This window comes from Streptomyces cyslabdanicus (assembly GCF_052663305.1).
On the sequence record NZ_JBQRUW010000041.1, the window covers coordinates 146,689 to 171,229 of the forward strand.

The 24,541-nt window shown below is 71.8% G+C and carries 18 protein-coding genes; 7 read left to right on the forward strand and 11 right to left on the reverse strand.

Features of this window, described 5'->3' with window-relative positions; all coding sequences use genetic code 11:
* Positions 1–76 precede the first annotated feature (76 nt).
* Entirely contained in the window at positions 77–913 is an 837-nt protein-coding gene (locus ACTYVM_RS24590) for an aldo/keto reductase (RefSeq protein ID WP_445528031.1), read from the forward strand.
* A gap of 64 nt (positions 914–977) precedes the next feature.
* Here the strand turns inward: ACTYVM_RS24590 and ACTYVM_RS24595 are convergent, their stop codons facing one another.
* The 3 genes from ACTYVM_RS24595 to ACTYVM_RS24605 all read right to left on the reverse strand — a co-directional run bounded on the left by ACTYVM_RS24595 (position 978) and on the right by ACTYVM_RS24605 (position 5,532).
* On the reverse strand, positions 978–1,895 hold the full coding sequence (locus tag ACTYVM_RS24595; protein ID WP_445528032.1) for a class I SAM-dependent methyltransferase: 918 nt from the start codon (positions 1,893–1,895) through the stop codon (positions 978–980).
* Between the two features lie 176 nt (positions 1,896–2,071).
* Positions 2,072–3,826 (reverse strand): glycoside hydrolase family 6 protein, encoded by a 1,755-nt coding sequence (locus ACTYVM_RS24600; RefSeq protein ID WP_445528033.1) that lies wholly within the window; start codon positions 3,824–3,826, stop codon positions 2,072–2,074.
* A 215-nt stretch (positions 3,827–4,041) separates the two neighbouring features.
* The gene (locus ACTYVM_RS24605) at positions 4,042–5,532 is read right to left on the reverse strand and encodes a cellulase family glycosylhydrolase (RefSeq protein ID WP_445528034.1); all 1,491 of its coding nucleotides are present in this window, start codon (positions 5,530–5,532) and stop codon (positions 4,042–4,044) included.
* A 297-nt stretch (positions 5,533–5,829) separates the two neighbouring features.
* On the opposite strand from ACTYVM_RS24605, the gene ACTYVM_RS24610 reads away from it, so the two are divergent.
* On the forward strand, positions 5,830–8,748 hold the full coding sequence (locus ACTYVM_RS24610; RefSeq protein ID WP_445528035.1) for a glycoside hydrolase family 48 protein: 2,919 nt from the start codon (positions 5,830–5,832) through the stop codon (positions 8,746–8,748).
* Between the two features lie 143 nt (positions 8,749–8,891).
* Positions 8,892–11,618 (forward strand): cellulose binding domain-containing protein, encoded by a 2,727-nt coding sequence (locus tag ACTYVM_RS24615; RefSeq protein ID WP_445528036.1) that lies wholly within the window; start codon positions 8,892–8,894, stop codon positions 11,616–11,618.
* A gap of 17 nt (positions 11,619–11,635) precedes the next feature.
* Here ACTYVM_RS24615 and ACTYVM_RS24620 read toward each other — a convergent pair whose 3' ends face one another.
* Both ACTYVM_RS24620 and ACTYVM_RS24625 read right to left on the reverse strand, forming a co-directional pair.
* Positions 11,636–12,379, reverse strand: coding sequence for a class I SAM-dependent methyltransferase (locus tag ACTYVM_RS24620; RefSeq protein WP_445528037.1), 744 nt, complete (start codon positions 12,377–12,379; stop codon positions 11,636–11,638).
* A 27-nt stretch (positions 12,380–12,406) separates the two neighbouring features.
* Complete coding sequence (locus tag ACTYVM_RS24625) at positions 12,407–12,712, reverse strand: 4a-hydroxytetrahydrobiopterin dehydratase (RefSeq protein ID WP_445528038.1); 306 nt, start codon at positions 12,710–12,712, stop codon at positions 12,407–12,409.
* A gap of 211 nt (positions 12,713–12,923) precedes the next feature.
* Here ACTYVM_RS24625 and ACTYVM_RS24630 point away from each other — a divergent pair, with 211 nt between their 5' ends.
* Positions 12,924–13,784, forward strand: coding sequence for a helix-turn-helix domain-containing protein (locus ACTYVM_RS24630; RefSeq protein WP_445528039.1), 861 nt, complete (start codon positions 12,924–12,926; stop codon positions 13,782–13,784).
* Entirely contained in the window at positions 13,777–14,640 is an 864-nt protein-coding gene (locus ACTYVM_RS24635; protein ID WP_445528040.1) for a Sco1979 family transcriptional regulator, read from the forward strand. Before ACTYVM_RS24630 ends, ACTYVM_RS24635 begins: the two co-directional genes overlap by 8 nt.
* Positions 14,641–14,677: 37 nt before the next feature.
* Here the strand turns inward: ACTYVM_RS24635 and dnaK are convergent, their stop codons facing one another.
* From dnaK to ACTYVM_RS24655, 4 genes are all read right to left on the reverse strand, one after another.
* Positions 14,678–16,540 (reverse strand): molecular chaperone DnaK, encoded by a 1,863-nt coding sequence (dnaK, locus tag ACTYVM_RS24640; RefSeq protein ID WP_445528041.1) that lies wholly within the window; start codon positions 16,538–16,540, stop codon positions 14,678–14,680.
* 152 nt (positions 16,541–16,692) lie between these two features.
* Entirely contained in the window at positions 16,693–17,118 is a 426-nt protein-coding gene (locus tag ACTYVM_RS24645) for an OsmC family protein (RefSeq protein WP_400027608.1), read from the reverse strand.
* A 206-nt stretch (positions 17,119–17,324) separates the two neighbouring features.
* Complete coding sequence (locus ACTYVM_RS24650; protein ID WP_445528042.1) at positions 17,325–19,436, reverse strand: phage holin family protein; 2,112 nt, start codon at positions 19,434–19,436, stop codon at positions 17,325–17,327.
* Between the two features lie 141 nt (positions 19,437–19,577).
* Positions 19,578–20,015 carry a hypothetical protein gene (locus tag ACTYVM_RS24655; protein WP_445528043.1) on the reverse strand — a complete coding sequence of 146 codons (438 nt, stop codon included), beginning with the start codon at positions 20,013–20,015 and terminating at the stop codon, positions 19,578–19,580.
* Positions 20,016–20,100: 85 nt separating this feature from the next.
* Between ACTYVM_RS24655 and ACTYVM_RS24660 the strand changes: the two genes are divergently transcribed.
* Together ACTYVM_RS24660 and ACTYVM_RS24665 are read left to right on the forward strand one after the other, a co-directional pair.
* Positions 20,101–20,874, forward strand: a complete 774-nt coding sequence (locus ACTYVM_RS24660) for an MBL fold metallo-hydrolase (protein WP_445528044.1) — start codon at positions 20,101–20,103, stop codon at positions 20,872–20,874.
* Positions 20,871–21,512: a DedA family protein gene (locus ACTYVM_RS24665; RefSeq protein ID WP_445528045.1), complete on the forward strand. Its 642-nt coding sequence runs from the start codon at positions 20,871–20,873 to the stop codon at positions 21,510–21,512. Before ACTYVM_RS24660 ends, ACTYVM_RS24665 begins: the two co-directional genes overlap by 4 nt.
* A 53-nt stretch (positions 21,513–21,565) precedes the next feature.
* Here the strand turns inward: ACTYVM_RS24665 and ACTYVM_RS24670 are convergent, their stop codons facing one another.
* On the reverse strand, positions 21,566–22,672 hold the full coding sequence (locus ACTYVM_RS24670; RefSeq protein ID WP_445528046.1) for an MBL fold metallo-hydrolase: 1,107 nt from the start codon (positions 22,670–22,672) through the stop codon (positions 21,566–21,568).
* Positions 22,669–23,919: an aminotransferase class I/II-fold pyridoxal phosphate-dependent enzyme gene (locus tag ACTYVM_RS24675; RefSeq protein ID WP_445528047.1), complete on the reverse strand. Its 1,251-nt coding sequence runs from the start codon at positions 23,917–23,919 to the stop codon at positions 22,669–22,671. Before ACTYVM_RS24675 ends, ACTYVM_RS24670 begins: the two co-directional genes overlap by 4 nt.
* Positions 23,920–24,541 lie beyond the last annotated feature (622 nt).

A 24,541-nucleotide genomic window follows, 5' to 3' on the forward strand; every position in this document is an offset into this window, starting at 1 on the left:
CTCAGGAATGCGTGACGGCTCGTGATCGTTGACGATGGGACCGACACACGACAACAACCGAAGGATCGAGAAGCTCGTGAGCAGCAAGGTCCCCCCGATCATCCTCAACAACGGCGTCGAGATGCCCCAGCTGGGCTTCGGTGTCTGGCAGGTGCCGGACGACGAGGCGGAGCGGGCCGTCGCCACCGCGCTGGAGGCCGGGTACCGCAGCGTCGACACAGCGGCGATCTACGGCAACGAAGAAGGCACCGGCAAGGCCATCGCCGCCTCCGGGATCCCCCGCGAGGAGGTCTTCGTCACCACCAAGCTCTGGAACAGCGACCAGGGATACGACTCCACGCTGCGCGCCTTCGACGCCTCGCTGGCCAAGCTCGGCCTGGAGTACGTGGACCTGTACCTGATCCACTGGCCGACGCCGGCCCGGGGGAAGTTCGTCGACTCCTACAAGGCGTTCGAGAAGCTGCACGCCGACGGGCGCGTCCGGGCGATCGGCGTCTCCAACTTCCTTCCGGAGCACCTGGAGCGCCTGATCGCCGAGGCCTCGGTGATCCCGGCGGTCAACCAGATCGAGCTGCACCCGCACCTCCAGCAGCACGCGGCCCGCGAGTACCACGCGGAGCAGGGCATCGCCACCGAGGCCTGGTCGCCGCTCGGCCAGGGCAAGGGCCTGCTGGAGGTTCCGGCGATCGTGGCGATCGCGCAGAAGCACAACCGCACGCCCGCCCAGATCGTGCTGCGCTGGCACCTCCAGCTCGGCACCGTCGTGATCCCGAAGTCGGTGACGCCGTCCCGGATCCGGGAGAACATCGACGTCTTCGACTTCAGCCTGGACAACGAGGACCTCGCGGCGATCAGCGCCCTGAACGAGGACCGGCGTCTGGGCCCGGACCCGGCGGCGTTCGAGGTCGCCTGACCCGCACAGCGCACGGCGGACTGAGCCGGTGCCCGGCGCCGAACGGTGGCCGGGCACCTGCCGCTCAGGCGGTCCGTACCGCCGTGTGCACCGTGTGCGCCTTGAGCACGAAGAGGTCGTTCCTGCGGTGCACGCTCGCCTCGTCGCCGGGGTCGAGGAGCCGGTCGAGGGTGGCACGGTCCTCGTCGCCGAGGTCGCTCCCCACGAACTCGCGGAGCCGGTTCAGGTCGGCGGCGACGTAGGCGCGGGCCGGGTCGGAGACCGGGGCGGGCAGGTCCAGCAGGAAGCTGCGGGTGCCGGTGTGCTTCAGGCCCGCGGCGGCCAGCAGCGCCGGCCAGTCCTCGGTCTCGGCGACCGAGCCCGGCAGTTCGGCCCGCATCCGCGCGAACCAGTCCTCCTGCATCACGTCGAGACGGGCCTGGAGGCCCGGCCGGCCGATGCCGATGTCACGGGGCAGGAACCGGGCGGGCAGGCCGCCCTCCAGCAGGGCGAGCGTGCCGCCGGGCGCCAGCCGTTCGGCGAACGCGGCGAGGGCGGCCCGCTGGTCGCCCAGGTGGTGCAGGCTGTTGCCCGCCCACAGCAGACCCGCTGGATAGTCCAACTCGTCCAGCACGCCGGGGAGTTCGCCGGTGACGGTAGCGAGGCGGTCGGCCAGGCCGAGGCGCGCGGCCCGGTCCCGGGCCCGCTCGAGCAGGGGCTCGGAGCCGTCCACCGCGGCGACCCGCGCGCCCGGGAACACCTCGGCGAAGAGGCAGGAGATCACGCCGGGACCGCTGCCGGCGTCGACGATCAGGCCGGGATCGGGCGCCTTCTCCCCCAGCCATGCCATGACGTTCCCGTACAGGGGCGCGAACAACTCCGCCTGGGCCTCCAGCATCGGAGCCATGACGGCCCAGTCGACGTCGGTGTGACCGTGGCCGTGGTGACTGTGGCCGGGGCGGGCCCGCTCGTGGTCGTGGTGTCCGTGGTGTGCGTGCGCCATGCTGATCAGCCTCTCCTGTCCGGTGCGGCCAGCCTGCGCCGACGCACCGGGAGAGGGCCACTCCTGTTGCCGAGGCGGCAAAACGGCCGGGGGGCACAGGCCCCCCGGCCGCGGGGAGGAACCGTTCGTCACCCGCCGGGGCCGCGGCAGGGCCGGCCCCGGCGGATCGCCTCAGCTCACGGCAGAGGCGGGTACGCGTTCTTCATCAGCTCCTGGAACTGGGCGGAGAACCAGTGCCCGGAGACCGGAGCGTTCGGCAGCGCGCCCGACATGTTGTTGTTGTTGCGCGCGTTGCCCGTGTAGGTCGGGTCGCACATGCGGTCGAAGCCCTTGCCCTCGTCGTTCGCGATGGCCGAGCTGGAACCGTCGGACTCCCCCGGGGGCTTCATCCACACGTAGGCGTCGATGCCGGGCTCCGGCGACGCCTTCGGACGCTCACCGAGACCGGCGCCCGACTGGTTGCACCAGTTGCCGAGCTGGATGCGCCGGTCGTAGCGCCCACCGTCGACGTACGCGTCCACACTGGTCTGCGGACCCGGACCGGCCGGACGTGCCGAGCCGCCCCAGCCGTTCCTGGACGTGTCGATCAGCATGCCGATGTTGGAGTTGAAGCCGACCGAGACGAGCTTCTGGCGGAAGGCCTGTGCGAAGGACAGCTCGTCGACGTACTGGTTCCAGTCCACCCACTTGGACTGGCGCACCGAGGTGCCGCCCACGCTGTCGTTGATCGAGAAGTGGTCCTCCTTCAGAGCGCTGTAGTTGGCCGTGTTGGTGATGAAGCCGGCCACGTCGTTGACGGTCGCGCCCTCGCTGGTGGCCGCCTGCTTGAAGAGGTCGGCCGACGCGCCGAAGTTGTCGTCCCAGCCGATCCAGCCGTGGTGGCCCGCGTCCACGTAGTTGTAGACGTTGGGGATGGCACCGAGCTTGGCCAGGGCGTAGCCGACGCCCTTCACGTAGTTGCCGTTGGCCTTCATCACGTCGCACTCAGGCGTCGCGGTGTCGCGGCCGCTGGTGTTCGTGACGAGGTTGGGCAGCGAGTCGATCTCGATGGTGGTGACGATGCGCAGCGAGGCGTACTTGGGGTCGGACAGGATCGCCGCGATCGGGTCGATGAACTGGGTCTTGTACTTGTCGATCTCCGTCGGGCCGAGCTCGCCGTTGGAGGCGAGGGCCGCGCAGTCGCGTCCGGGCAGGTCGTAGACGACCACCTGGATGACTTCCTCGCCGCTGCCCTTCTGCTGCAGCGCCGTGTCGAGGTGGTCACGCAGGCCCATGCCGCCGTTGACGCCGTTGATCGCGGCGATGCGGTCCATCCAGACACCGGTCGGCTGGTTGGAGATCCTGCTGCCGCCCGGCTCGGCGGCGGCGTTCGCCGACCACTCGGGGTTCACGTAGACCTTGGCGCCGGCGTAGGGGTTGTCGACCCGGCCGGTGTTGCCGCCGCCACCGGGGTCGCCACCGCCGTTGTCACCGCCGCCGGGGTCCCCGCCACCGTTGTCACCGCCGCCGGGGTCGCCGCCGCCGTTGTCGACGTTGCAGGTGACGCCGTCGAGGGTGAAGGAGGCCGGGATCGCGTTGGTGCCGCTGTAGGTGCCCTGGAAGCCGAAGCTGACGGAACCGCCCGTGGGGAGGCTGCCGTTGTAGCTCTCGTTGGCCGCGGTGACGTTCGCACCGCTCTGGCTGATCTTCGCGTTCCAGAAGCTGGTGACCTGCTGGTTACCGGCGTAGGTCCACTTCAGCGACCAACTCGACTTGGCGGCACCGTTGTTGTGGACGCTGATGTCGGCGGTGAAGCCGCTGTCCCACTGGTTGACGTTGTAGTCGACGGTACAGGCGGCCGCGGCGCTGGCGGGTGCGGCGGTGAGCGCCGTCCCCGTGGCCCCGGCCACCAGGGCCATCGCGGCGAGTATCGATGTTCTGGTACGGCTCATGAGTGCCAAGTACTCCTTCTGTCTGACCTGATGTGCGGATAGGGAACTTTCGGACAGGGACGTGCGGACTCGGAGTCGCGCGTCCGAAGTCGTGGACCCGGACGTGCGGACTTGGGCGTGCGGTCTCGGACGTGCGGTCTCGGACGTGCGGTCTCGGACGTGCGGTCTCGGACGTGCGGTCTCGGACGTGCGGTCTCGGACGTGCGGTGGAGGACTCAGGGGTTGAGGGTGCGCAGATGGTCGCGCAACCCCGCGCCGAACGCCGTGGGTGTGCCGTCGTAGGCGGAGATCAGGGACGGCCCGGAGGAGCAGTCCCAGGTGTTCCAGGTCCAGCCCAGGTAGGACATTCCACGGTCGTCCAACCACTTCATGACCTGGTCGATGAATCCGTGCGAGCAGGTGTTCTCGCCGATCTCCCCGGCCACCAGCGGCACCTGGGCCGCGACCGGAGCGAGGGTGGAGTCCCAGCAGCTCGCGCTGGAGCAGGTGTTGAAGTTGTAGACGTGGAAGGAGGCGCCCAGATTGCCGGCCGGGTCAGTGGGCCGGTAGGTCAGCCACTGGCCGAGGTCGTTGGAGTACGCGAGGCCGCCGGCGAGGATGACGTTGTTCGCCCCGGCACCGCGGATCGCGTCGACGAGGCTCTGCATTCCGGCGACCTGGTACTCGATGCCCGGACAGGTGCCGCCGTCGCGCCAGCACTTCCAGGCGTCGGTGAGGCTGGAGGTCGCCCGGTCCGGATAGGGCTCGTTGAACAGGTCGAAGACGACGGCCTGGTCACCCTTGAAGGTACTGGCGACCGAGGACCAGAACGACGGCGTGTACTGGGCGTCGGGCATCGGCTTCTGGCAGGTGGCGTGCACGTCGGAGCAGCCCGCCGAGTTGCCGGTGTACTGGCCGTAGGTCCAGTGCAGTTCGACGATCGGGGTCATGCCGAACGACTCGACCCGGGCCACCAGCTCCTTGACGGCGCTGATGTAGTTGGCGCCCGCGTACGCGGGGTCGATGTTGGAAAGTCCCAGCCAGCACTCCTCGTTGAGGGGGATACGGACGGCGTTCGCCTTCCAGTCGGCGATCGCCTTGATCGCCGCGTCGTCCACCGGGCCGTCCCAGATGCCGTAGCCCTGGACGCACATGAACTCGCCGCCGGAGCGGTTGACGCCCAGCAGCCGGTGGTTGTTCCCGGCGGCGTCGACGAGCTCGGTGCCCGAGACGTGCAGGGCGGGCGCCTTGCCGTCACCGGTCGGCGGTGGATCCGTCGGCGGTGGATCCGTCGGGGGTGTGGACGGATCCGAGTCGACGTTGCAGGTGGTGCCGTTGAGCTTGAACGCCGTCGGCAGCGGGTTGCTCCCCGACAGGGAGCCGAGGAAGCCCGCGCTGACGCTCGCGCCGGTGCCGAGCGAACCGTTGTAGCTCTCGTTCGCGGCGGTCACCGTCGTGCCGGACTGGGACCACTTCGCGTTCCAGCCCTGCGTGACCTCCTGACCACCGGCGAAGTCGAAGGTGAGGGTCCAACTGCTCAGCGGGCCTTCGTTGTTCGTTATCTTCACGTCGCCCTGGAAGCCGGCGTCCCACTGATTGGTGACGGTGTACTCCACCGTGCACGCGGGAGTCGCTCCGTGCGCCGTGACCGCCGGCACGACCGCACTCCCGACGAGCGCGACCGTACCGGCGATGGCTAAAAGGACTGAACGCGGGGGGTGTCGCATGAGCGACTCCTTGCAGCTCTGGCGCGCCGTGACGGACGCGTCGACTGATGGAATCGCTCCCACTGGTGCGAGTGAAGGTAGCGGGAAGTGACGGCGAAGGACAGAGGGTGCGCGAACTTTTGTCAAACTTCCTCAACTCAACAGCGTTAAAAGGGGGTTGAAGAGCGTCGAATCTTTTCGACTCTTCAAGGACCTTGACCCCCTCGGCACCCGTCCGCACTATGGGAGCGCTCCCACTGGTTCACGGCTTGATGCTCCTCCCCCCACCTCTTCCGAGCCGCAAGGAGGAACCAGCACATGCATCCCCGACGCAGACGCCGCGGCGCGCGGCGACTGTGGACCGCCGTCGTGGCGGCCCTCGCGCTTCCGCTCACCATGCTCTCGACGGGGTCGACCACCGCGCACGCGGCGGCCCTGCAGTGCAGCGTGGACTACGCGACCAACGACTGGGGCTCCGGCTTCACCGCGGACCTGACCATCACCAACCGCGGTACGGACGCCATCAACGGCTGGACCCTGACCTACGGCTACTCGGGCAACCAGCAGCTCAGCAACGGCTGGAGCGGCATCTGGTCGCAGTCCGGCCAGACGGTCACCGTGAAGAACGAGTCGTACAACGGGACGATCGCGGCCGGAAGCGCCGTGAACACCGGTGCCCAGTTCGCCTACAGCGGCACCAACACGGCACCCACGAACTTCGCGATCAACGGCACCACCTGCGCCGGCGCACACCAGCCGCCGATAGCGGTGCTGACCAGCCCGGCCCCGGGCGCGGTGTTCAGCCAGGGCGACGCGGTGCCGCTCGCGGCCACCGCGGCGGCGGCCGACGCCGCGACCATCACCAAGGTCGAGTTCTACGACGACACCAAGCTGCTGGGTACCGCCACGAGCGCCCCGTTCACCTTTTCGGCCTCTGGCTTGACCGTGGGCAGTCATTCTCTGCTGGCGAAGGCCTACGACAGCCTGGGCGCGTCCGCGGAGTCCACGCCCGTGGGCATCACGGTCGCCTCCGGTCCCGCCGTGGTGGCCTCGCCGGCCCAGCTCGGCATCCAGCAGGGCAGCTCGGGCACCTTCGACGTGAAGCTGTCGACCCAGCCCAGCGCGAACGTGACGGTGAGCGTCGCCCGCACGGACGGCAACACGGGCCTGTCGGTGACCGGTGGCTCCTCACTCACCTTCACCCCGTCCAACTGGAACACCGCGCAGAAGGTGACCATCACGGCGGACTCCTCCGGCACCGGTTCGGCGACCTTCACGGCCTCGGCGACCGGCCATGCCGGCGCCACGGTCACCGTGACGGAGCTGGGCGGCTCGAAGGCGTACGACACCCGGTTCCTGGACCTGTACGGGAAGATCACCGACCCGGCGAACGGCTACTTCTCCCCCGACGGCATTCCCTACCACTCGGTGGAGACGCTGATCGTGGAGGCACCCGACTACGGTCACGAGACCACGTCGGAGGCCTACAGCTACCTGATCTGGCTGCAGGCGATGTACGGCAAGGTGACGGGCGACTGGTCGAAGTTCAACGGTGCCTGGGCGCTCATGGAGAAGTACATGATCCCCACCCACGCCGACCAGGCGACCAACTCCTTCTACAACGCCTCCAAGCCGGCGACGTACGCGCCCGAGCTGGACACGCCCAACGAGTACCCGGCCAGGCTCGACGGCAATGTGTCGGTGGGCTCCGACCCGATCGCGGGTGAGCTGAAGTCCGCGTACGGCACGGACGACGTCTACGGCATGCACTGGATCGAGGACGTCGACAACACCTACGGCTACGGCAACACGCCCGGCGGCGGGTGCGAGGCCGGCCCCACGGCCAAGGGACCGTCGTACATCAACACCTTCCAGCGCGGCGCCGAGGAGTCGGTCTGGGAGACGGTTCCGCAGCCGACCTGCGACGCCTTCAAGTACGGCGGCAGCAACGGCTACCTGGACCTGTTCACCGGTGACGACTCCTACGCCAAGCAGTGGAAGTACACCGACGCCCCCGACGCCGACGCGCGCGCCGTCCAGGCCGCGTACTGGGCCGACGTGTGGGCCAAGGAGCAGAACAAGGGAGCCGACGTGTCGGCCACCGTCGCCAAGGCGGCGAAGATGGGCGACTACCTGCGGTACTCGATGTACGACAAGTACTTCAAGAAGATCGGCAACTGTGTCGGGCCCACGTCCTGCCCCGCCGGCAGCGGCAAGGACGCCTCGCACTACCTGCTCTCCTGGTACTACGCCTGGGGCGGGGCGACCGACAGCTCGGCGGGCTGGGCCTGGCGCATCGGCTCCAGCCACACCCACGGCGGCTACCAGAACCCGCTCGCCGCGTACGCGTTGAGCAGTTACGCCGACCTGAAGCCCAAGTCGGCGACGGGCGCGGCCGACTGGAGCACCTCGCTCCAGCGCCAGCTGGAGTTCTACCGGTGGCTCCAGTCGTCCGAGGGTGCCATCGCGGGCGGCGCGACCAACAGCTGGCAGGGCCGTTACGCCACCCCGCCGGCCGGCACGCCGACCTTCTACGGCATGTACTACGACTGGCAGCCGGTCTACCACGACCCGCCGTCCAACCAGTGGTTCGGCTTCCAGGCCTGGTCGATGGAGCGGGTCGCCGAGTACTACCAGCAGACCGGGGACACCAAGGCGAAGACGGTCCTCGACAAGTGGGTGAAGTGGGCGCTGTCCGAGACCACGATCAACCCGGACGGCAGCTTCCTGATCCCCTCCACCCTTCAGTGGTCGGGGCAGCCGGACAACTGGAACGCCAACTCGCCGGGCTCCAACAGCGGGTTGCACGTCACCGTCGCCGACTACACCAACGACGTGGGCGTGGCGGCCGCGTACGCCAAGACCCTGACGTACTACGCCGCCAAGTCCGGTGACGCGCAGGCCAAGTCCACGGCGAAGGCGCTGCTGGACGGCATGTGGGACAACGACCAGGACAACCTGGGCATCGCCGTCCCGGAGACCCGCACCGACTACAGCCGCTTCGGTGACAGCGTGTACGTGCCGAGCGGCTGGACCGGCACGATGCCGAACGGCGACAAGATCGACTCCTCGTCGACGTTCAGCTCGCTCCGTTCCTTCTACAAGAGCGACCCGGCCTGGTCGAAGATCGAGTCCTACCTCAAGGGCGGCGCGGCGCCGGTCTTCACCTACCACCGGTTCTGGGCACAGGCGGACATCGCCCTCGCCATGGGTTCGTACGCGGAGCTCCTCGAATAAGTCCCCGCTGAACGCTCCGTGTACCGGGGCCCGTCATCCGCCGACGGGTCCCCGACCGGGCGGCTCCCTCACGGGGGGAGCCGCCCGGTCGTCACTTCCTCCCCGCTCTCCCCCCTCCTGCCTCCGTCGAGAGGAGCCCCACCGTGCGAAGAGCCACCCGCACCGGCCGTGTCCTCACGGCCGTGTTCGCACTCGCCGCCGGACTGCTCGCCGGCGCCCCGTCCGCGGCGGCCGCACCCGCCGCGCCGACCGCGGTCGCGGCGGACACGTACACCTGGAAGAACGCCCGCATCGACGGGGGCGGCTTCGTCCCCGGCATCGTCTTCAACCGCAGCGAGAAGAACCTGGTCTACGCCCGCACCGACATCGGCGGCGCCTATCGCTGGCAGCAGTCGACGAAGACCTGGACGCCGCTCCTCGACTCGGTCGGCTGGGACGACTGGGGGCACACCGGCGTCGTCAGCATCGCCTCCGACTCCGCCGCCCCGGACAAGGTGTACGCGGCCGTCGGCACGTACACCAACGACTGGGACCCGGGCAAGGGCGCGGTGCTGCGCTCCGGCGACCGGGGCGCGAGCTGGCAAAAGACCGACCTGCCGTTCAAGCTGGGCGGCAACATGCCGGGCCGCGGGATGGGTGAGCGGCTGGCGATCGACCCGAACAAGGACAGCGTGCTGTACCTGGGCGCGCCCAGCGGCAACGGCCTGTGGCGCTCGACGGACTCGGGGGTGACCTGGTCGCGGGTCACGAGCTTCACCAACCCGGGCAACTACGCGCAGGACCCGGGCGACACCTCCGGCTACGCCAACGACAACCAGGGCGTCGTCTGGGTCACGTTCGACGAGTCGACCGGCACGCCGGGCAACGCCACGCGGACCATCTACGCCGGGGTCGCCGACAAGGACAACGCGGTGTACCGCTCGACGGACGCGGGCGCGACCTGGCAGCGGCTGCCGGGGCAGCCGACCGGGTACCTGGCCCACAAGGGCGTGCTGGACGCGAAGAACGGCTACCTGTATCTCGCCTACAGCGACACGGGCGGACCCTACGACGGCGGCAAGGGTCAGTTGTGGCGGTACGCGACGGCGACCGGCGCCTGGACGGACATCAGCCCGGTCGCTGATGCCGACGTCTACTTCGGCTTCAGCGGTCTGTCGCTCGACCGTCAGCACCCGGGCACGGTGATGGCGACGGCCTACAGCTCCTGGTGGCCGGACACGCAGATCTTCCGCTCCACCGACAGCGGCGCGACCTGGACGCAGGCCTGGGACTACACGTCGTACCCGAACCGCTCCAACCGCTACACGATGGACGTGTCGTCCACGCCGTGGCTCACCTTCGGCGCGAACCCCTCGCCGCCCGAACAGACCCCGAAACTGGGCTGGATGACGGAGGCGCTGGAGATCGACCCGTTCGACTCCGACCGGATGATGTACGGCACGGGCGCGACGATCTACGGCACCGAGAACCTCACCAAGTGGGACAGCGGCGGCCAGTTCGCCGTGCGGCCGATGGTGCAGGGTCTCGAGGAGACCGCGGTGAACGACCTGGTGTCCCCGCCGTCCGGAGCTCCGCTGCTGAGCGCTCTGGGGGACATCGGCGGCTTCCGGCACACGGATCTGACGAAGGTCCCGTCGATGATGTTCACCTCCCCGACCTTCACCACGAGCACCAGCCTGGACTTCGCCGAGACCAACCCGAACACGGTGGTACGGGTGGGCGACGTGGACTCGGGTTCGCACGTGGCGTTCTCCACCGACAACGGCGCCAACTGGTTCGCGGGCGCGGAGCCTTCGGGCGTGAGCGGTGGCGGCACGGTCGCGGCCGGCGCGGACGGCGGCCGGTTCGTGTGGAGCCCGGCGGGCGCGGGAGTGCAGTACACGTCGGGGTACGGCTCGTCGTGGTCGGCGTCGGCCGGAATCCCGGCGGGCGCGGCCGTGGCCTCGGACCGGGTGGACCCGAAGACCTTCTACGGCTTCAAGTCCGGGAAGTTCTACGTGAGTTCGGACGGAGGCGCGACCTTCACGGCGTCGCCGGCGGCCGGTCTTCCCACGGGCGACAGCGTGCGCTTCAAGGCCCTGCCGGGCACGAAGGGCGACATCTGGCTGGCGGGCGGCGCGAGCGACGGCGCGTACGGGCTGTGGCACTCCACCGACGGCGGCGCGAGCTTCACCAAGCTGTCGAACGTGGCGGAGGCCGACACCATCGGCTTCGGCAAGGCGGCGAACGGCGCCTCGTACCAGACGCTGTACACCAGCGCGAAGATCGGCGGGGTGCGGGGCATCTTCCGCTCCACCGACAAGGGCGCGAGCTGGACCCGGATCAACGACGACGCCCACCAGTGGGGCTGGACGGGCGCGGCGATCACCGGTGACCCGCGGATCTACGGCCGCGTGTACGTCTCGACCAACGGCCGAGGGGTGATCTACGGCGACACCTCCGACCCGAACGGCGGCGGCGACACGGGCGGGGGTGGAGACACCGGCGGCGGGGACAACGGCGGCGGCGACACCGGCGGTGGCGACGACGGTTCGACACCGCCGCCGGCCGGTCCCTGCGCGGTGGCCTACAGCGTCACCAACCAGTGGGACGGCGGCTTCCAGGCCGACGTCCGGCTGACCAACACCGGCACCACGGCCTGGAACGGCTGGTCGCTGGCGTGGTCCTTCCCGAACGGGCAGGAGATCACCTCGCTGTGGAACGCCGACCACTCCCAGTCGGGTGCGTCCGTGACGGCGAAGAACACGAGCTGGAACGGCGACGTCGCGGCGGGCTCGTCGGTGGACTTCGGCTTCACGGGGAACTGGTCGGGGACCAACGGCAGACCGGCCGCCTTCACCCTCGGCGGTCAGACCTGCACGGTCTCCTGACGGGGGGGAAGGGGGCCTCACTCCCCCTTGCGGAACGCCCGCAGGGTGAAGACCGGGTCCGGGCGGCGGCGGTCCTGTTCGGGCAGGGCCGCCAGCCGCTCGGCGAAGGCCTCGGTGCGGGGTTCGCCCGGCGGCAGCGTGACGAACCAGCCGCGGCGCAGGTCCGCGACGGTGCTGCGCGGACTGCGGCCCTGGTCCCGGCCCGGGAAGAGGGCCTGCCCGGCCGGGACCAGGCCGTGCGCGGCGGCGTACTCGGAGACGAGGCCGGCGTCGTCGCAGGCCGGGGAACGGGGCCGGGAGGCGAGCACTCCGTCGATGTCGCTGCCGACGTTGTGCGCGGCGGCCTTGTCGACCGTGGTGACATACACCCCGCCGGGCCTGAGCACCCGGGCGCACTCGGCGACGATCGCCCGCGCGTCCTCGGGGCGGGGCACCAGGTGCAGCAGCCACACACTGGTGACGGCGTCGAACCGCCCGTCCGGAAAGGGCAGGCTGCGGCTGTCGGCGAGGACGACGGCACCGGGCAGGCGTGCCCCGGCGTACCGGGCCATCGCGGGCGCCCGGTCCGCCCCGGTCACCCGCAGGCCTGCGCGGGCGGCGGCGAGGCGGCGGGTCACGATGCCGGTGCCGCAGCCCACGTCGAGCAGTTCACGCGCCTGCCGCGGTACGAGGCCGAGGACCGCCTCCGCCGCGGCCTCCGCCCTCGCTTCACCGCCGCGCGAGGCGTCGTAGCGCTCGGCTTCCTCGCCGTAGTCCAGCACGCGGTCCCCCTCCCGTCCCGATGTGGATCAGTGTGCCCCATGCCCCGGTGCGAGGTCCTGCACCCGGTGGGCGAGTTCGAAGTCGTTCTCGGTGAGGGCGCCGCCCACGCTGTGGGTGTTCACGCTGAACGAGACCGTGTTGTAGCCCAGCGTGAGGTCGGAATGGTGGTTGAGCTCCTCCTGCACCTGGGCGATGTGCACGACCATCGCCGTCGCCGCGAAGTGCGAGCCGAGCCGGAACGAGCGGGTGAGGCGGTCCCCGTCCACGGACCAGCCGGGCAGTTCGGCCAGCCGCTCCTCGATCTCCTTGTGCGACAGCGGTGCGACGGGCATGGGACCGGCTCCCTTCCTGGACCTCTTCCGGACCTCTTCCGAACGGCTTCCGGACCTCTTCTGGATCTCGCGTTCCTGCTCAGACTGCCACAGGAGGGCCGCCGCGTCGCCCTGTCGGCCGCCGCGCACCGGCGCGTCAGGCCGCCCGTCGCCGGCCAGGTCGGGCTCCACGGCTCGGTCATCCGCCCGCTCCTCGACTACGGTCGTGCCTATGGCCATTGTCGCGTCCGGCACCACCGCGTCCCCGACCGCTCCCGCAGCCCGGGGCGTGGGCCCGCTGCTGCGGTCCTGGCGGGAGCGGCGGCGGATCAGTCAGCTGGAACTGGCGCTGCGCGCCGACTCCTCGTCCCGGCACATCAGCTTCATCGAGACCGGACGGTCCCGGCCGAGCGAGGAGATGGTGCTGCGGCTTGCGGAGCACCTGGAGGTGCCGGTGCGGGAGCGCAACGCCCTGCTGCTGGCCGCCGGTTACGCCCCGCGGTACCGGCAGACCCCGCTGGACGACCCGGCGCTCGGCCCGCTGCGCGAGGGCCTGGAGCGGCTGATCCGGGGATACGAGCCGTATCCCGCGCTGGTGGTCGACGCGACGTACGACGTGGTGAGCGCGAACCGGGGCATCACGATGCTGCTGGAGGGCGTACCGGAGCGGCTGCTCGCCGCGCCACTGAACGCGATGCGGCTGACCCTGCACCCGGACGGTCTGGCACCGCGCATCCGCAATCTGCGCGAGTGGCGCGGGCACCTGCTCGCCCAGATGGAGCGGCAGGTCGCGCTGCACCGCTCGGCCGCGCTGCGCGAGCTGTACGAGGAGGTGGCGGCCTACCCGGTGCCGCGGAGCGCGCCTGAGACGGATGGGCCGCCCGGACAGGTGCCGTACTTCGCGCTGCCGCTGCGGATCGAGCACGACGGGCGGGTGCTGTCGTTCGTCTCCTCCATCTCCACCTTCAACACACCCATGGACGTGACGGTCGCGGAACTGGCGATCGAGACGTTCCTGCCCGCCGACCAGGCCACCGTCGAGTACCTTCATTCCTCGTGGGCGGGAGAGAGCCGGGAGGCCTGGCGTGAGTGAGCGGCGGGCCGCGCCCACCGTGGGCCAGGTGGTGCTCGGCAGACGACTTCAGGAACTGCGGGAGAAGGCCGGACTGGGACGCGAGGAGGCCGCGCGCGTCCTGCGGGTGGCCCCCGCGACCGTACGGCGGATGGAGATGGCCGAGGTCGCGCTGAAGATCCCGTACGTGCAGTTGCTGCTGTCCGCCTACAGGGTGGGCGACGAGGCGGCCGCCGCGTTCGTCGCGCTGGCCGAGGAGGCCAACGCGCCGGGCTGGTGGCAGCGGTTCCACGACGTGCTGCCGGAGTGGTTCAGCCTGTATGTGAGCCTCGAGGGCGCCGCCCGGCTGATCCGCTCCTACGAGCCGCACTTCGTGCCGGGGCTGCTCCAGACGGAGGGCTACGCGCGGGCGGTGCTGGAGGCCGGGACGGTCGGACAGCGCAGTCCGGACGCCGTCGAGCGGCACGTGTCGCTGCGGATGGCCCGGCAGCGGCTGCTGGAGCGGCCGGATCCGCCGCACCTGTGGGTGATCGTCGACGAGACGGTGCTGCGACGGCCGGTGAGCGACCGCCCCGAGGTGATGCGCGAGCAGCTCGACAAGCTGCTCCAGTACACCGAGCGGGACCGGGTGACGGTGCAGGTCGCCGAGTTCGCGCGGGGGCCGCACGCGGGGACGTACGGGCCGTTCTCGCTGTTCCGTTTCGCCGAGCCGGAGCTGCCCGACCTGGTCTACACCGAGTACCTGACCGGCGCCCTGTACCTGGACTCCCGCGCGGAGATCTCCACGCACCTGGAGGTGCTCGACCGCATGACGGCCGCCGCGGCCACCGCCGAGCAGACCCGCGAGCTGCTGCGGGAGTACCGCAAGAACCTGTGAGCCCGGCCCGGCGGACGACCTGCGCCACGGACTGACGCTAGGCGGCTCCGCCCCTGGTGTCGCGTTCGTCGTCGACGATCTCCGCGTCCACCACCGAGTCCTCGTCGGGCGGTGCCGTGTGCTGCTCGGTGCCGTCCGGGCCGCTCTGCTGGGCCTGGGCGTACATCGCCTGGCCCATCCGCTGGCTGACGGAGGCCAGTTTGTCGATGGCCGTGCGCAGCGCCGGGGTCTCCGCCTGCTGCTCCAGGAGGGCCTTCACCTCGGCTGCGGCGGCCTCGACCTCCGACTTGGTGTCGGCGGGCACGCGGTCGCCGTTGTCGCGGAGGAAGTTCTCCGTCTGGTAGACGAGCTGCTCGGCCTGGTTGCGGGTCTCGGCGCTCTCCCTGCGCTTGCGGTCCTCCTCGGCGTACTGCTCGGCCTCCCGCATCATGCGGTCGATGTCGTCCTTGGGCAGGGCCGAACCGCCGGTCACGGTCATCTTCTGCTCGCGACCGGTGGCCAGGTCCTTGGCCGAGACGTGCATGATCCCGTTGGCGTCGATGTCGAAGGCGACCTCAATCTGCGGCACCCCGCGCGGCGCGGGCGGCAGGCCGGTGAGGTCGAAGACGCCGAGCTTCTTGTTGTACGCGGCGATCTCACGTTCGCCCTGGTAGACCTGGATGCCGACCGAGGGCTGGTTGTCGGTGGCGGTGGTGAAGATCTCCGAACGCCGGGTGGGGATCGTGGTGTTGCGCTCGATGAGCTTGGTCATGATGCCGCCCTTGGTCTCGATGCCGAGGGACAGCGGCGTGACGTCGAGCAGGAGGACGTCCTTGACGTCGCCGCGGATCACGCCCGCCTGGAGGGCGGCGCCCACGGCCACCACCTCGTCGGGGTTGACGCCCTTGTGCGGGTCCTTGCCGGTCAGCTCCCGCACCAGGTCGGTCACGGCCGGCATCCGGGTGGAGCCGCCGACGAGGATCACGTGGTCGACGGCCGAGAGCTTGATGCCCGCGTCCTTGACGGCCTGGTGGAAGGGCTTGCGGCAGCGGTCCAGCAGATCGGCGGTCAGCTCCTGGAACTGGGCCCGGGTCAGCTTCTCGTCCATGTGCAGCGGGCCCTCGGCGGAGGCCGTGATGTAGGGCAGGTTGATCGTCGTCTCGGAGGACGACGACAGCTCGATCTTGGCCTTCTCGGCGGCCTCGCGCAGTCGCTGCACCGCCATCTTGTCATTGCCGAGGTCGATGCCGTACTGGCCCTTGAACCGCTTGACCAGGTGCTCGACGATCCGCTGGTCCCAGTCGTCGCCGCCGAGGAGGGTGTCGCCGTTGGTGGCCTTGACCTCGATGACGCCGTCACCGATCTCCAGCAGGGAGACGTCGAAGGTGCCGCCGCCGAGGTCGAAGACGAGCACCGTCTGCTCCTCGCCCCGGTCCAGGCCGTAGGCGAGCGCCGCGGCCGTCGGCTCGTTGATGATCCGCAGGACCTTCAGTCCCGCGATCTCCCCGGCCTCCTTCGTCGCCTGCCGCTGCGCGTCGTCGAAGTACGCCGGCACGGTGATCACCGCGTCCGTGACGTCCTCGCCGAGATAGGACTCCGCGTCCCGCTTCAGCTTCTGCAGGACGCGCGCGGACAGCTCCTGCGCCTGGTAGCGGGTGCCGTCGATGGAACCCTGGTCCGGGAAGCGCCAGTTCGCGTCCCCCATGTGCCGCTTGACCGAGCGTGCGGTGCGCTCCACGTTCGTCACCGCCTGCCGCTTGGCCACCTCGCCCACGAGCACCTCGCCGTTCTTGGCGAACGCCACGACCGACGGCGTGGTGCGCGCGCCCTCGGCGTTGGCGACGACGGTGGGCTCACCGCCTTCCAGCAGGGCCACCACCGAGTTCGTCGTCCCGAGATCGATCCCGACCGCACGTGCCATCTTCGTCCCCTTCCGGGCGCCTCCTGCTCTCCAGCACAAAACTTGAGCGCGCTGTTGTCAATGGCGCGTACCCGCCGCCCGCCGCTCCATCCGGGAACAGCGATGCCGCGCCCGGAACGGGGGGCGCGGCATCGTCGGACGTGCGTCTCGCGTCAGGCGAGCTTGGCGTCCAGGGTGATCGTCGTACCGGTCAGGGCCTGGCTGACCGGGCAGTTCTTCTTGGCCTCCTCGGCCGCGGCGACGAACGCGTCGTCGTCGATGCCGGGGACCGTGCCCTCGACACTGAGGTGGATGCCCGTGATGCCCTCGCCCGGCTGGAAGGTGACGTCCGCCTTCGTCCGCAGGCTGGTGGGAGGGGTGCCGGCGCCGGCCAGGCCGTGCGACAGCGCCATGGAGAAGCAGCTGGAGTGGGCGGCGGCGATCAGCTCCTCGGGGCTGGTCTTCCCGTTCGCCTGCTCGGCGCGCGACGGCCACGACACCGGCTGCTCGCCGATGCCGGAGGAGTCGAAGGTGACGACGCCGTTGCCCTCGAGCAGGTTGCCTTCCCAGACGGTGTGAGCGGTGCGCGTGGTTGCCACGGTTGGTTCCTTGCCTTTCGCCTAGGTTCCCGTTCCCGGGATTCCGTAATCGCCATCCGATCACATCCGCGGCGTCCGCAGCCACCGAACCGGGCCGTTGCCTGCCGCCTGACGCCCGCGGTCATGATGGTGAGCGACTTCGGCCGGGTCCGGTCGGGGTTTCTGGCCGCACCACTGACCGCCGGTACGGGATGAGCCGGGGAGGGTCAGGCGGCCCGTTCCTCCGGTTCCGCGGTGAGCGGGGCGCCGGTCCCCGCGGCCTCGTGCAGCCAGCGCCGCAGCGCGCGGTGGACGTGCTCGGCGCCGACGAGTTCCCCGCCTTCCGCGACCGGCGGGGAGCAGGCGAGCGGCGACAGCAGGAACGGGCGGCCCTGCGCGCCGCCGAGGCCGCCGTGGGAGCCGATCTGCTCCTCGAAGGCGAGGACCTCTCCACCGGCCGGGTCGTAGCAGGAGTTGACCATGATGTCGGCGGTGTGCGGGAAGGAGTGGGTGCGGCGTACGGCGTCGGCGGCACCGGGGCCGAAGACGGCCAGCGGGCCGGGGTCGATGTCGAGTTCGGCCAGCGGTATCCGCGCGCCGCGCGCGCCGAGCACGACACCGCCGTGCTCCTCGCTGCGCACGAGCAGGAAGCCGACGCCCGGGTGGTCGGCGAGCGTGGCCAGCAGCGCGGGGTGGCGGGCGTCGATCTCCTCCTGGCTCATGCGGTGCGGCACGTCCGGGAAGGAGACCAGGCCCAGGTTGCCCGAGGCCAGCACGACGGGCTCCGAGCGGCGGGAGGGCCGCCGGCCCTCCCCGCTCTCCTCGACCGGGCGGCCCAGCGCGGCCCGTACGGCGGCGCGCGCCTCGGCGCCGGTCGGGGTCTCCCCCGCTCGGGCGGAGCCGAGAGCCTGGGAGAGGGTCCGCTCCGCCCGGCGCGGCACGGGCAGGCCACAGCCGGCCCGCACCAGGTCGCCCAGGGTGAGACCGTGGCGGGATCGGAAGGTCTCGCCGGGGCTCTGGCCGTGGTCGGACAGGAGGACGAACCGGTACGGGCGCGGAGCGTGCTCGGCGACCTTCTCGATCAGCGCCAGCGAGCGGTCCAGACGCCGCAGCACCTGCGCCGCGTCACGGCTGTGCGGCCCGGAGTGGTGGGCCACCTCGTCGTACGCCACCAGGTCGGCGTAGACGGCGGTGCGCCCGGCGAGCAGGTCGCCCATCACCGCGGCCACGACGACGTCCCGTTCGACGACCGTCGCGAAGGCGCGGATCAGTGGGTACAGGCCGCCGCGGGAGACACGCGGTCGCTCCTTGCGGAGTCGGGCGCGCAGGGACTGGCCGATCTCACGGCTGGTCTCGGCGACGAAGGACAGGAAGGTGCGGACGGCGTTGGCGGGGTCGGAGAAGTAGGCGAAGTAGCCCGCGCGGGAGCGGCTGGCGCGGTCGCGGCGGACCGCGACCGACAGGACCAGGGCGAGTTCGCCGGCTCCGCCGCCGAAGAGGTTGCCGCGGCTGGCTCCGTCGGCGGTGAGCAGTCCGCCGTCGCCGGTGCGCCGTACGGCGCGGCGCTGGAGTTCGGCGGCGCTGCTCGGGCGGTTGCAGACCATCACCTCGCCGGTGTCCTTCTCGTACCAGCGGAAGGCGGGGACGTCGTGGTTGGATCCGTGCAGGATGCCGAGCTGGCTGGCGCCCGTCTGGCTGGACCAGTCGGTGCGCCAGGGGGTGAGCCGGTGGGTGGGCCGCTGATCGCCGGCGCCGAGCCATCGGGCGACGGTCGGCATCAGGCCCTCGGCCACCGCGTCCCGCAGCACGTCGTGGCCGACGCCGTCGAGCTGGACGACGACGGTGCCGGGGGTCGACGAGCAGGGCGGCAGCCGTCTGCGGCGGCGGTCGGCGAGCCGGTGGAGCCTGCGCCGGTAGGCGTCGTCGTCGCGCACGGCGAGGGCGGCGCCGGTGGCCGAGGCGACCGCGGACATCACCGCGGCCACGATGACGGCGGTCTCGGGGGCCGCCTCGGCCTGGCCGGAGGGGGTGATGCGCAGGGCGAGCAGGAGCAGTGAGCCGTTGAGGAAGAACACCAGCAGTCCGAGGACCAGCGCGGGCACCAGCAGCAGCAGCCGGACGAGCAGTGGCCACACCACGGCCGACAGCACACCGAAGGCGCCCGCGCCGAGCGCGGCCGTCACGGCGACGGTGGTGGCGCTGTCGCCGTCGGGCGACTGCAACCGGAAGTCCGGCATGATCCCGGCGAGCACCAGGAGGGTGACCGTGGAGACGGCCCACACCGCGACACTGCGCCCGACCTGACTGGCGACCCGCCGCCACCGCCGCCCGCCACCCATGCCAGCACATCCTCCGTTCCCGCCCCGTCCCCGTGCCTCCGCACGGACGCACCCCAGCTTGTCATACACCCACACAAACCACCGTGACCTGGGGTGACGCCCACAGAGCTGTACGCGGGGACGCGTGTGGAGGGGTGTGGGTCAGCGGCCGTCGTAGCCGGCGGTCGGCATGGAGAGGCGGCGGTGCACGCGGGCCTTCATCTGGGCGTCGTACGAGGGCTCGGCCCGGCCCACCGTCTCGACCCGGACCCCGCGTCGCGCGCACTCCTCGGTGAACTCCTCGACGGAGGACAGCGCCCGCTCCAGGACCCGCCGGCTGGGCGCGACGAACACGTCCACGCCCGGGCGCACTCCCTCCCACAGGGCGCTGTGGTCGGCCCGCAGCCCCCGGACGAGCAGTTCCCGCGCGATCACGTAGCCGTGCTCGGCCGCCCAGTGGGCGCACATCGCGTGCTGGCCTCGGGAGTCCACCAGGAAGGGGTCGTCGTTCAGCTCCTCCAGGGGTGTCAGGCTCGCGATCGCCGTGACGCGGACGGCCGCCGGGGCATCCCCGCCCGGGGCATCCCGCACTTCTCCCATGGCGTCCCCCTCACCTCCGGGTTTCCGCCGCCGACCCTACTCCTGCCCGTAGGCTCGGGGGGAGTCGCACGAAGGAGGCAAAGGAGTGCCGGTGGAGATCACCTGGTGGGGTCATGCCACCTGCACGGTCGAGGACTCGGGCGTCCGCGTGCTCACCGATCCCCTGTTCGCCCGCAGGCTCGCGCACCTGCGGCGCCGCCGCGGCGCGCCGCCCCCGCCCGCCGCCTGTCAGGCGGACGTGGCCCTGGTCTCCCACCTGCACGCCGACCATCTGCACGTACCCTCACTGGCCCGGCTGGAGCCGGGCACGCGCCTGCTGGTGCCCCGGGGCGCACTCGGGGCGGTCGCGGGGCTGCGCCGGCTCGACCACCTGCGGATCACCGAGGTGACACCCGGGGACCGGGTCGAGGTCGGCGGTGTCGTCGTACGGGCGGTGCCGGCCCGGCACGACGGACGGCGGCTCCCGGTCGGGCGGCACCGCTCGCCCGCGCTCGGCTACGTCGTCGAGGGCGAGGCACGGACGTACTTCGCCGGGGACACCGGCCTGTTCGAGACGATGGCCGAGGAGGTCGGTCCGGTCGACGCGGCGCTGCTGCCGGTGGGTGGCTGGGGACCGTACCTCGGCGCGGGGCACCTGGACGCGGGACGGGCGGCGCAGGCGCTGGCCCGGCTGGCGCCGGGGAGCGCGGTGCCGGTGCACTACGGCACGTACTGGCCGATCGGGATGGACGCCGTGCGCCCCCATGAGTTCCATGCGCCGGGTGATGAGTTCGCGCGCCTGGCCGCCGAGCGTGCGCCGGCGGTCGCGGTGCACCGGCTCGGGCACGGGGAGAGCGTGCGCCTGGAGGGCGCCCGGTGATACGGATCGCCGCCGCCGTGACCTCGGTGGTGCCACCGGAGTCCACCCAGCAGGCGATGGGGTACCCCTCGCTCTTCCTGCTGGTGCTGATCGGGGCGCTGGTGCCGGTGGTGCCGACGGGCGCGCTGGTCAGTTCGGCGACGGTGGTCGCCCTGCATCAGACGGCGCCGTTCTCGCTGGCCCTGGTGTTCCTGACGGCGTCGCTGGCCGCGTTCCTCGGGGACGCGGCACTGTACTGGCTGGGGCGGCGCGGGCTGGGGTCGAAAAACGGTTCGCGCTGGCTCGAGGCGATCCGCACGCGTGCCCCGGAGGACCGGCTCGCGCAGGCGCAGCGGAAGCTGACCGAGCACGGGGTCGCGGTGCTGGTCCTGTCCCGCCTCGTCCCGGCGGGGCGCATACCGGTGATGCTGGCCTGTCTGCTGGCGCAGTGGCCGCCGCGCCGCTTCGCCCGCGGCAACCTCCCCGCGTGCCTGTCCTGGGCGGTGACGTACCAGCTGATCGGCGTCCTCGGCGGCTCCCTGTTCAAGGAGCCCTGGGAAGGCGTGGTCACCGCGATCGCGCTGACCGTCCTGCTGGGCGCCGCCCCCTCCCTCTGGCGCCGCCTGCGCCGGCTGATCCCGGCCCACCGCTCGCACTGACCGGCGGCGGGGGCCTCCGACGGGGGTGGCGGCCCCCGCCCGCCGGCCCGCCGCTATTCCAGGACGCGGGAGGCGCCCACCGCCAGGTCCCACAGCCGCTCCCGGGGCAGGCCGGCCTCCCGCCAGGCTCTGCGGACCCGGGTGAGGGGCTCCAGGAGGGGTTCGGCGGACAGAATGAAGGTGCCCCAGTGCATGGGGGCCATGTGCCGGGCGCCGAGGTCCTGGGCGGCCTGGACGGCTTCCTCCGGGTCGCAGTGGACGTCGCTGAGCCACCAGCGGGGGTCGTAGGCGCCGATGGGGAGCAGGGCGAGGTCGATGCCGGGGTAGCGGCGGCCGATGCGGGAGAACCAGTGGCCGTAGCCCGTGTCGCCGGCGAAGTACACGCGCTGCCCGTCGGGGTCGGTGAGCACCCAGCCGCCCCACAGGCTGCGGCAGGTGTCGGTGAGGGTGCGCTTGGACCAGTGGTGGGCGGGGACGAAGTCGAGGCGGACCCCGGACAGTTCGGCCGCCTCCCACCAGTCCAGTTCGGTGACGCGGGTGAACCGGCGGCGCTGGAACCAGCGGCCGAGTCCGGCCGGCACGAACACCGGGGTGTCGCGCGGGAGTCCGCGCAGGGTGGGCGCGTCCAGATGGTCGTAGTGGTTGTGGCTGATGACGACCGCGTCGACGGCGGGCAGTGCCTCCCAGGGCACGCCGACGGGCGTGACGCGGGCCGGGGTGCCGATGATGCGGCGGGACCACACCGGGTCGGTCAGCACGGTCAGTCCGCCGATCCGGACGACCCAGCTGGCGTGGCCCGCCCAGCTGACGGCGACCGTACGGGTGTCCGCACGGGGCAGCTCGGCGGGCCGGTACGGCAGCAGCGGGATGTCGGCGAGGGCCTCCTTGTCCGGCCGCAGGGCCCCCTCGCGGGCGAACCGGGCGAAGGCCTTCAGGCCGGGCAGCGGGGTGGTGAGCCGGTCGTGGAAGGTGCGCGGCCACACCCGCCGCTCGCCCAGCGGCCGAGGTTCGACCAGCGGCGGGAAGGGCTCGGGACGAGGCGTCGTACGAGTGGTCGCACGGGTGGCCGTGCGGGTGGTCAGGAAAGACGAGGCCGCGGGCTCGTCGGACTCCTGAGGGGCGGTGCTCGTGGACGTGGTCGACTCTGACTGCTGCGTCATCGAGGAGGCTCCCATCGCTGAGCGTCGTCGCGGAGATCGTCGAGGACGGACCTCAAGGAGATCAACGCGCGTTGCACGTGTGGCAGTTCCAGCGGCTCGGGTGACAGGAGGCATTCCCCGCGTTCCTCGTCGGTGCGGCCGAGGAGTTCCGTGGTGGACAGCCGCACGCGCAGCGCGCCGAGGTCGTCGCCGAAGCGGTGGCCGCCGGGCGCGGGGAATTCCAGGCGGGCGGTGAGGAAGTCCTCCAACTCCTGTGCGTCGCCCACCGCGTGGGCGTCGAGCGCGGCACGCAGCGGGCCGAGGTCGGCGTACAGGTGGCGGCCGGACTGCGGCGGCAGGGCGAGCGCTCCCGCGGCGACCACGGCCGCGTGGACGGCGCGTGCCACGCGCGCGTGCAGGCGTACCGAGGCCGCCAGGCGCGTGGTGACCGGCTCGGGTTCGTCGAGGACGTAGGCGGCCGCGGCGGCGACCGGTTCGGCGACGCGGGCGTCCAGTGCGGTGAGGACGTCGAGCACGCGCGCGTGCAGCGCCTCGCCGGTGGCACCGGCCGGGAAGCGGGCGATCGCTGCGGGCCAGCCGGCGGGCAGGAACGCGCCGGCGAGGTCGGTGACGACGGTGACGTGGTCGGGCAGCATCTCGGCCGGGCCGAGCAGCACCGTCTCGTGCGGCGCGTGCACCGTGTCGCGCCAGGTCTCGTCGCTGACCAGGTGCAGTCCCTCGGCCGCGGCGGCCTCGACGGTCTCGTGCAGCACCTCCGGCGGTGCCACGGTGGCGGTGGGGTCGTCGGCGACGGACAGGACGAGCAGCCGGGGGTCGCCGCCCTCGGCGCGCACTCTGCGGACGGTCTCCAGCAGGGCGTACGGGTCGGGGACGCCGCCGCACTCGGCCGGTGTCGCCACGGGGAAGGCGGGGCTGCCCAGCAGGCGTGCGTACGGCGCCCACCAGGCCGCGCAGGGCCGGGGCACCAGGACGTCGCCGCCGAGCGTGGCGGTCAGCGCGAGCAGCAGGGCGGGCGCGCCGGGTGCGGCCGCCACCCGTCCGGGCCCGGTGGGCAGCCCGCGCCGCAGCCAGTACCCGCAGGCGGCGTCCAGCAGGTCCGTGCCGCCGCCGATCGGTCCGCGCCGGGTCCGGCTCGCGGCCCCGGCGAGCGCGGCGGACACCTCCGGCAGCACGGGCAGTCCGTCGTCGGGGAGGGCCGACGGACCGTAGCGGACGGGGCCGTGGCCTTCCGGATCCGTCCGCCTCATGGGTACCTCCGCCTCATGGGTACCTCCGCGAAGTCCCTGATGCCGTGTGGTGCCGCCGAGTCGTGCCGCCCCCGGTCCGTCCCGGCCGCGTGCGCCGAGCCCGTCACCCGGTGTCCGGGTGCGGGTCCGTCCGCTCGGCGCGGGCCGTGCTTCGGGGCTCCGTGTACCCAGGGAGGCGCCGTCCCAAGGCCACCGGGCCCGGCCGGGCGGGCGCACGACCCCGTGTCCGGCGTCCGGCCGTCCGGTCAGCCGTCGCCTTTCCCGCACCGCCACGCGCGGTGGACCGCCGCGCCGAGCGCCGCCGTGCAGGCCTCGTCCGCGCCGCGCGGGGCGGTACCGCCGTCCGGCTCGCACACGACGCCGACGACGCCGCCCTCCCCGGTCCGCGGGCCGTCGGCCGGGGGCGGGCCCGCGCGACCGGGGTCGCCGGGGCGGCCGACGCGGGGGCGCCCACCAGGGATCCGGCCGGGGCGGCGACGGGCTGGGCGCGCTGGACGGTACGGCGCATGGGCGGGGCTCCTAGGCCCTGTCGTCAAACTCCCGTCTGCCTCGCGACGCCATGCACGCACTCTCGCCGCACCGGGCCCTGACCCAAGTACATCCAGTACGAGGGCCAGGGCCC